The sequence below is a fragment of the Candidatus Saccharibacteria bacterium genome (assembly GCA_017983775.1).
GTDB lineage: Bacteria > Patescibacteriota > Saccharimonadia > JAGOAT01 > JAGOAT01 > JAGOAT01.
Map to the genome: position 1 here is coordinate 1 of JAGOAT010000039.1, position 4,909 is coordinate 4,909.

Sequence of the window (4,909 nt, forward strand, 5' to 3'; positions counted from 1 at the left end):
CAAGCTTATTCGGCACTATGTCCCAAAGGGTTGTGATATCTCACAATATTCACAAAAAGATATCTGGGATATACAGCACAAGATAAACAACAAACCCAGAAAGATTCTTGGCTACAAAACAGCTACCAAAATGTTCATAAAATACCAAGAGGAGGCACTACATGCTTAAACAAGGAAAACACCAGACAAACAAAAACGAACCTAAAGGTTCGCTATATTCAATGGATGTAGTCGGTTTCGCGGTTGGGGGTTTCGGGCAGGATCCTAATGAAGTTATTGATCATTACATTACTCTTGTGTTTTGTCAAGTATAGCTACTTCAGCTTCTAGGTCATTGCGAACTTCAAAAGCTGACTTTACTACCAAATCCTGATAATTCGGTATCACCTGCTCCAAGTAGGCAATCGAACCATCAGGATCTTCCTCATTGATCTGATTGAACTGTTCGATCTGTTGATCCGTCAAGAGTTGGTAGACCTTTTGAGCAGTCCGATACTGCACCTCGTCTATTATCTTATCAAGGAACTCTTGATCTTCTTGATTTAGAGGCCAGCTCATATTAAACTGTTTGGCTAGCCCTTGGTAGATTGTTTGCAATTCTTGATCCATATTACTCCTTATATTTAAATATTTTTAGCAACTTCTCTTGTCAAGGCATTAATCTCATCAACTTTGAGATATATATTACTCCCTCCACCAATATAGCTTTCAGTTGCATCAAATTGATCAGCCATATTCGGAGTAGCCCTAAGGATACTGGCCAAAAGGTTGGCAAACTTGCTAGTCCTCTCGGGTCCTATGTCTTGAAAACCTTCTTGACCCATTAGGGCAGCAAAAATATTTTGCTCAAAGCTATTGGTCTTATATATCCTGACTGAGATGTATCTACTTTGTGGTACTTCTAGCAAATTTCCATTAAATAGTTGATTGTTCTCTGCGTAACTATGTACTTGATCTACGACTTGACTATTGTAGCTAGTATGGCTATAGCTATCTATCCACCTATCTGAACCTAGCCCAGTGGTAGTGGTAGAGCCTGAATTTGCCTCAGCACTACTATTGGTGGTGATACTTCCTCTGGTATCTACACTATCCTGAGGGGTCTGAGTAGTAGTGGTAGACTCAGATTGCTCAATCACTGTAGTAGTGGTATTTGGTGAAGTGGTCATGGACTCTACTGGGTCAATCTGTATAGTAGATGTAGTGGCTTGGTGTTCAGTGCTACCAGCACGAGACGTAGTAGTGTGTACTATCGAATCTTGATTAGCATTACCACTACCATTAGTAGACTCTGTTAGATCTGCTAGCTGTTTCCTTAGAGCCGTATTCTCTGATTGTAATTGATATATTCTAGCCTGGGCATCAGTAGCCAAATCATCTAGATCAACTAAACTAACTGGAAAGTCCACGCCGGACTCTTGAATTGCTTGATTGAGATCTACGCCATATAGTGTCACTGTCTCCCCTGGATGGATTAGGGGACTGCGATAGGCATCATCCCATCGAATCATCCCATCAAAACGGCCTTTGGCATCGGCGATATGATAAGCCCTATCTGCCAACCTAGCTACTAATTGGTCTGCATCAGCTGTCGGCATCTTGCTCAACTGATCAGCAAGACTATCTCTAATAGCATCCTGATAGCAAGCGATCACCCCATCTCCTCGATCTACTATATCCAGATAGTCTGACCCTCGAGTAATCTCACCAAATGATTTACTACCTATGTCCTGATGATCTGCAGCTTGGTTACTACCAGTCTGCCCAGTATGCCGAGCATGGTCACTAGCATTTGTAGAGCTAGAAGAAGCAAAGCTACGACCAGTAGCTTGATCTGTGGGATTAACCATATCCGGGGTATGGCTACCATGAGATCTTGATTCGTTCCATTTGCCATATACTGTCTGTCCTCCCCTGTTCTGAATAAAAGTATTTGAAGCAATATGCCCAAGATTTGAAGCGGTAAAGCTCAAAGCAGTCAACAAGAGAGCCCGCTTAAATGGATTCTTCTTATCTGGCAGTTTTAAGATGTTGGCATAAGCCTTCATATCCTGATCTTCAAGTGCTTTGACTAGAGCATCAGTATCGATACTTTCTAAATTTGCCTGATCCCGATCCATCGACATCGCTCGCATTAGCTCAAGATCCCTAGTAGCCTCTCCCTGGGCCCAACCAAAGGCGCCTGATATCCCCACTCTTGTTGCCCTACTAATAGCCATCCCAAATGTAATAGTATTGACCGGGCTCGCGAGAACGGAGCCTGTTGCAATGGCAGCCAATAATGCTGCAGCCGCATACTTCTTGAGCTTAGAAGACTCTTTGGGCTCAAAGCCTTCAGCCTGATTCTCAAATCCAGGCTTTGCCCCGGAAAGCCGCTTAAAAAACTTATTGCCCAAGACTTTTTCTACTATCTTCCTACCACCTTCAGTTCGCATTACCGCGATTCCGGCTAGACCGGCGCCTAATGAGATAGCACCAGAAAGTGGACTGAAAAAAGCTGCCCCAACCAAAGCATTGACTGCAACGCTAGCATACATCGATCGCCTTTGACCTTTCTCGGTACCCATAAATGTATTGATAAAAGCATGGGGACTGAGCTCTCTAGCTTCATTTCTAAGCCACTGTTCCAGTCCTGATATCTCAAGAACTAATTGGTTACGGTTTGCTTGATTTGGATTATCTACAGCAGGGTCTCCGGTGAGAGCTGTCCCTGTCTCGTCTATTATAGCGCTATATTTATCTTCGATATCCCTAATCATTATCGAAACTTTCTCTGACCAGGCTACTTTACGCTTACCTGATTTAGTCAGCCCACGCTTGCCTTCCCAGACATTATAATATGTGCGCAGTACCGACAAAACCAACAACTGTGTAACCTTTGGTTGACTATCAAAATCTGGGTTCTGATATATAGCAAGTGCTTTATCTGGATTTAGTAGCTCTACAAACTCATTGAACCGGTCATCAGTATCTATTGCAAATCTATAATCCTCTAGGTAATCTAGTGAAGAGCTGGAATCAACATAAGCCTTAATATTATCAAGAATTGTTTTAAGATCCTCCCTACTTCCAGTATTATTCTCAGCATCGACGATAATCATTTGATAGACTTTGTCTTTTAGTTCATCCCTGTCAACATCCCCATAACCAGCACCAAACTTCAAACTATCAATCTTTTTAGCAATATCATCTTTTATTAATTGAACCAGTAAAACATCCATATCTACCCCATCTGGTGCTGAGTTTAGACTTTCTAGCATGTCACCTAAATCAAGCTGATAGTTAGCGGTCTTGAGTTCCCCAGCCTGACTAATATACTGGATCTTAGCCTGATACTTGAGTCCTTTTCTCAAATATTCTCCAGATTCTGGTGAATCTGTCAGTTGATTAGATCTGGTCGCCCGGACTAGTCTAGGGTTTTTGGGGTCGGGATGTTCCATCGGATCTAGAGGAGGAATAATCAGATCTTGATCTCGATAAACAACATCCAACATGGCTTTAATTGTTGTTTTCTGATCTAGACTAATATCTTCTAACCTATCTACAAACAGGTCTCTAGCTGTTCTATCTAATGCCTTGACAGCTATAAACCTTTCAAGTACATCAAATAGCCAACCATTCATCAACTGTTCCATGTATGCATCGGAACCTCTGCCTAAAGAATCGATAGATTTCTCAAATACTAATTCTGCCATTTTCCACACAATATTCGGGTCTATATCTGCTGGAACCCTCCCTAAGTCTTCTAAAAATCCCTCTTTGGAACTCCTGAGTTCTATTGATTCATAACTTTCGCCCCTGGTGCGTTCTGGTGTTGAACTTCTAGTTTCAGTCATTTTACTTCTTCTCCATCTGGACTACTGCGAACTATCCTAATAATTGGTTGCCCATCATTCTTACGCTCACCAAACACAATAGCACCCTGGCCGGGTATAGACCGTATGGTCGGATTAGCCATATTTGCTACTGCCACTGGAAACCATCCTTCTTTCGATAAATCCCCTGGGGTAGTTTCACTAGTTGCACTATTGGCTGCTGTTGACTCCTCCCCAAATCCCTGAGTACTAAAAGAGCTACCTGGGCTGGAGGTTAGCGCTGGGTTACTTTCTCTGGTTGGTGTGCTACCAAATGATCCAGGTTTTCTAGGGGTACTATTACCAGGAGAGTGTGATTCTGGTATGTTTGGTGGGGCTTTTTGTCCAGAAGAAGGAGGGGATCCAAGATTGGGATGAGTTGATTCTGTACTTTTAAGCACAGCTGGACTATTGGCAAGATTAGATACGGCATCAGCCATTTCCCATCTAATCAGCCAGCAGTCCGGTCTAACCCTGACATTCTCCCGCCCAACATTTTGTGTAATATCCGTAGCTATAACATCAAGATGACCAAACCTCTCTACAACTTCATCAGGCACTTCGATCAAAATACTATTTACAATACTGTTGATTTTATCTATTGGACTATTATCTTTTATTATTTTTGGATTTAGTATTAGCTTTGCCACCTGAAGGATCCCCTCCGGATTAAATTGTATCGGCTGATCAAAGCTACCATACAAGTCCCCGACTTGATTTGCACTAGTACTGTGAACAAAAAATGCTATAGGATTGTTTCCCTTAGGCTCATCGGTATCCGTTTCATCACTCGAGAGCAGATACCAAGTATTATCACCTAATAAGTCGGTCAACCGAAAAAGTCTTTCTTCCGATAACCAATCCCTAGCAATTTTAGGGGTTTTATCATTAAATATAACTTCTATCAATCCCGGATAATTGGGTAAATCTGAAGAAGAAAGTGCTATAAAAGTCCCCCCTATCTCAGGCAAAAAATCCGGTGATTTATCTGGGCTTATTTGTTGTTCACTCACTGACATATTCCATATTCTGTTTTTATTTTACCTCTTTGATAC

The 4,909-nt window shown here is 41.9% G+C and carries 3 protein-coding genes; all 3 read right to left on the bottom strand.

Features of this window, described 5'->3' with window-relative positions; all coding sequences use genetic code 11:
* Window positions 1-288: 288 nt before the first annotated feature.
* From KA531_03995 to KA531_04005, 3 genes are read right to left on the bottom strand one after another with little or no spacing between them, the layout of a single operon-like run.
* On the bottom strand, window positions 289-609 hold the full coding sequence (locus KA531_03995) for a hypothetical protein (GenBank protein ID MBP6006029.1): 321 nt from the start codon (window positions 607-609) through the stop codon (window positions 289-291).
* 14 nt (window positions 610-623) lie between these two features.
* On the bottom strand, window positions 624-3,836 hold the full coding sequence (locus tag KA531_04000) for a hypothetical protein (GenBank protein MBP6006030.1): 3,213 nt from the start codon (window positions 3,834-3,836) through the stop codon (window positions 624-626).
* Window positions 3,833-4,867, bottom strand: coding sequence for a hypothetical protein (locus tag KA531_04005; GenBank protein MBP6006031.1), 1,035 nt, complete (start codon window positions 4,865-4,867; stop codon window positions 3,833-3,835). The genes KA531_04000 and KA531_04005 overlap by 4 nt, the downstream gene beginning before the upstream one ends.
* Window positions 4,868-4,909 lie beyond the last annotated feature (42 nt).